Raw genomic sequence first — 3,778 nt, forward strand, 5'->3', positions numbered from 1 at the left:
CACTCCCGGTCTGGCCACTACTCAGACCGGAAGCGTCTACACAGGTATGAGACATCAATTGTCTACACAGGTATGAGACATGAACTGTCTACACAGGTATGAGACATGACAAGCACCATTTCGTCCAACAACTGCTACACAGATGGGGGCGGCTATGGTTTGCGCGCCTCGATCAAGAAGCGGGTCGTGGTGGCACTGAACGAGCCGTCGCGTTCAATGATGGCGTGGAGTTCGCGCAACTTGTCCTGGTGCGCCTCCACCGTGAAGCCGGGGACCATCCAGATGACCTTGCGCAGGAAGTAGATGACAGCGCCAATGTCGTAAAACTCGGTACGCAGGGACGCTGTTTGCAGGCTCACCACATCCAGCCCGGCGTCGGTGGCCTCCGTGGCGGCGTCGTCCCAGTGACGGGCGCGGCGCACGTGCTCCGGCTGGGCACCCAGAAAAAACTCCACCAACTCAAAAACGCTCGCGGGCCCCACCTGCTGAGACACATACCTGCCACCGGGGGCCAACACCCGGTGAATCTCGGACCACCAGGCCTTGACGGGGTGGCGGCTGCTGACAAGGTCAAAGGCGTTGTCGGCGAAAGGCAGCGGCGGTTCGTCGTCGTCGAACACCACGGCAACGCCCAGCGGGTGCAGCCTGGCCGTCGCCACGGGCAGATTGGGCGGCCAGCCCTCGGTGGCCACGGCCACCGGCGGAATCGTGGCGGCCCCGGCCAGAACCTCGCCGCCGCCTGTCTGCAGGTCAAGGGAGGCCCGGGCGTGGGCCATCGCGGCGGCCATGACCCCCTGATACCCCCAGGGCGGTCGCTCCTCCAGCGCCCGCCCGTCGAGCCAGGCGAAATCCCAGCCGGCAACGGAGACGGCAGCTGCTTCGGCCACGAGTTCTTCAAACGTTCTGCGCATGCCTCCAAGTCTATCGCCAGGGGCCCCGGACGGGCCGCGCGCGGCTGGGGAGGGCGCCGGCCGTTGGGCGGCGTTTAGGCTTGAGGCATGACTTTCCCCGCACGCCTCGTTCTGGCCTCCGCCTCCCCTGCCCGCACCAAACTGCTCTCCGACGCCGGCATTGTGCACCGCATCCTTGTCTCCGACGTCGACGAAGACGCCGTCAGCGCCGCGGCAGGGCCCCTGTCCCCCGCCGAGACGGCGCTGCTACTGGCCCGCGCCAAGGCCGAATCGGTGGCTGCGGGCCTTACGGAGACGCTGGTGGTGGGGTGTGATTCCGTCTTTGAATTCGACGGCGAGCCGTACGGCAAACCCTGGGAGTCAGGCGTCGCCCGTGAACGGTGGCAGCTCATGCGGGGCAAGTCCGGGGTGCTCCATACCGGGCACTGGCTCATCAACGCTTCCGGCGGCGCCGTCGCTGCGTGCGGTGAGATCAACAGCGCAGTGGTCAGCTTTGAGGACGTGTCCGACGCCGAGATTGACGCCTATGTTGCCACGGGCGAGCCCCTGCAGGTGGCTGGCGGGTTCACCATTGACGGCATGGCCGGGGCATTCATCAGCGGCGTGGCCGGTGACCCGCACACGGTGGTGGGCCTGTCCATTTCCACGCTGCGGCGGCTGTTGGCCACGACCGGGGTCTCCATCACTGAGTTGTGGGCCTAAGGGGCCAGACGGTTGGCTCCGCGCGCACTGGATCGTGCACGGGAGCAGGCACGGGAACTCACACAGGATTGGGCACAGGCCAGCATTTTTGTAGCTTCTCCACAAAAGAACCGTCAGGCACACGCATAAAGCGCATGATGGGTGCGTAGAATCCACATATTCACGCTAGGCTCTGTGAAGAATAGAAGGAGTCTCGTGTGAGCATTTCACAGTCCGCCAGTGCGCAAAAGCTGAGCAAAGTTCTGATCGCCAACCGCGGCGAAATCGCCGTCCGCATCATCCGGGCGGCCCGCGACGAGGGCATCACCTCCGTAGCTGTCTATGCTGAGCCGGACAGGGAAGCACTGCACGTGCGGATGGCCGATGAGGCGTTCGCCCTGGGCGGGTCCACGGCCGCGGACTCCTACCTGGTCATGGCGAAAATCCTCGACGCCGCGAAGCAGTCGGGTGCCGACTCCGTTCACCCCGGCTACGGCTTTCTGGCCGAGAACGCCGAGTTCGCCCAGCAGGTCATTGACGCCGGGCTGATCTGGATTGGCCCCTCCCCCGCAGCCATCGCCGCCTTGGGCGACAAGGTCCAGGCCCGCCACATTGCCGAAAGGGTTGGCGCCCCGCTGGTCCCCGGCACCAAGAACCCTGTGGCATCCACGCAGGAAGTCCTGGACTTCGCCGACGAATTCGGTCTGCCGCTGGCCATCAAGGCAGCTTACGGCGGCGGCGGACGCGGCATTAAAGTTGTCCGCACCCGGGAGGAAATCCCCGAACTGTACGACTCGGCAGTCCGCGAAGCCGTGGCAGCCTTTGGCCGCGGCGAGTGCTTTGTGGAGCGCTTCCTTGACTCCCCCCGCCATGTGGAAACCCAGTGCCTGGCGGACGCGGCCGGCAACGTCGTGGTCGTCTCCACCCGGGATTGCTCCCTGCAACGCCGCAACCAGAAACTGGTGGAGGAGGCGCCCGCGCCGTTCCTCTCCGATGACCAGAACAAGCGCCTCTACGACGCCTCCAAAGCCATCATGAGGGAAGCGCACTACGTTGGCGCCGGTACCTGCGAATTCCTCGTGGGCACCGACGGCACCATTTCCTTCCTTGAGGTCAACACGCGCCTGCAGGTGGAGCACACCATCTCCGAAGAGGTCACAGGCATTGACCTGGTCCGTGAGCAGTTCAGGATCGCCCGCGGCGAGGACCTTGGCTACGATGATCCCGAAGTCCGCGGCCACTCCTTCGAATTCCGCATCAACGGCGAGGATCCGGGCCGCGGCTTCATGCCAGCCCCCGGCACCGTCACCACACTGACGCTGCCCACCGGCCCCGGCGTCCGCGTCGATTCCGGCATCACCGCCGGTGAGGTCATTGGCGGCAACTTCGACTCCATGCTGGCCAAGCTCATTGTCACCGGCGCCACCCGCGAGCAGGCGCTCCAGCGTGCCAGCCGTGCACTGGCGGAAATGCAGGTCGGCGGCCTGCCCACAGTGTTGCCGTTCCACCGCGCAGTGGTTGTTGACCCGGCCTTCGCCCCGAGCGACGGTGCCGCGTTCACCACGCACACCCGCTGGATTGAGACCGAGTTCAACAACACCATCCCCGCGTTTGACCTGACAGGGATTGCCGGTGCCGCGGACGACGCCGGAACGCGCCAAAGCGTCACGGTCGAGGTGGGTGGCAAACGGCTTGAGGTGACGCTTCCGGCACAGTTCGCCGTGAATGGCGCCGCCACCAGTGGTGGCGCGAAGAAGGCGAAAAAGGTTGGCCGCCACCGCAGCACAGGCCCGATTGCCGCCAATGGCAACGCCTTGACCTCCCCCATGCAGGGCACCATTGTGAAGGTGGCCGTTGCTGACGGGGACGTGGTGTCCGAGGGTGATCTGATTGTGGTGCTGGAGGCCATGAAGATGGAACAGCCCCTCACAGCCCATAAGGCTGGCACCGTGACGGGCCTGAGCGCCGCAGCCGGTCACACTGTCGCGGCCGGCGCCGTCCTGGCCACCATCGAGGACTAACCCCACCCGCTTTAAGCAACTGACCCGCAGAAAACGGCGAAAATTCGTGCTTTTGAGGCTGTTGCTTTTCGGTTTGACGGCTTGCCTTGTGTGAATGTGGTCGGCGGCAGCGGGCTGTCGTTTGCGGGTTCGGCGTTGTAGGCCCGTGTTGAAGGGCCGTATCAG

Annotated in this window: 3 protein-coding genes; 2 read left to right on the forward strand and 1 reads right to left on the reverse strand. The window is 65.1% G+C overall.

All coding sequences use genetic code 11. From position 1 onward, the window contains the following. Positions 1-152 precede the first annotated feature (152 nt). A complete protein-coding gene (locus ACX80E_RS17030) occupies positions 153-911 on the reverse strand; it encodes a class I SAM-dependent methyltransferase (RefSeq protein WP_459303251.1) in 759 nt (252 codons plus the stop codon). A gap of 87 nt (positions 912-998) precedes the next feature. Between ACX80E_RS17030 and ACX80E_RS17035 the strand changes: the two genes are divergently transcribed. Together ACX80E_RS17035 and ACX80E_RS17040 are read left to right on the forward strand one after the other, a co-directional pair. Next, positions 999-1,613, forward strand: coding sequence for a Maf family protein (locus tag ACX80E_RS17035; protein WP_459303252.1), 615 nt, complete (start codon positions 999-1,001; stop codon positions 1,611-1,613). 197 nt (positions 1,614-1,810) lie between these two features. Further along, on the forward strand, positions 1,811-3,613 hold the full coding sequence (locus ACX80E_RS17040) for an acetyl/propionyl/methylcrotonyl-CoA carboxylase subunit alpha (RefSeq protein ID WP_459303253.1): 1,803 nt from the start codon (positions 1,811-1,813) through the stop codon (positions 3,611-3,613). Positions 3,614-3,778: the final 165 nt, after the last annotated feature.

The organism is Arthrobacter sp. TMN-49 (genome assembly GCF_054511095.1).

Excerpts from the sequence above, each read along its gene's own strand:
- ACX80E_RS17030 (WP_459303251.1), bottom strand. The coding sequence starts at position 911 with ATGCGCAGAACGTTTGAAGAACTCGTGGCCGAAGCAGCTGCCGTCTCC.
- ACX80E_RS17035 (WP_459303252.1), top strand. The coding sequence starts at position 999 with ATGACTTTCCCCGCACGCCTCGTTCTGGCCTCCGCCTCCCCTGCCCGC.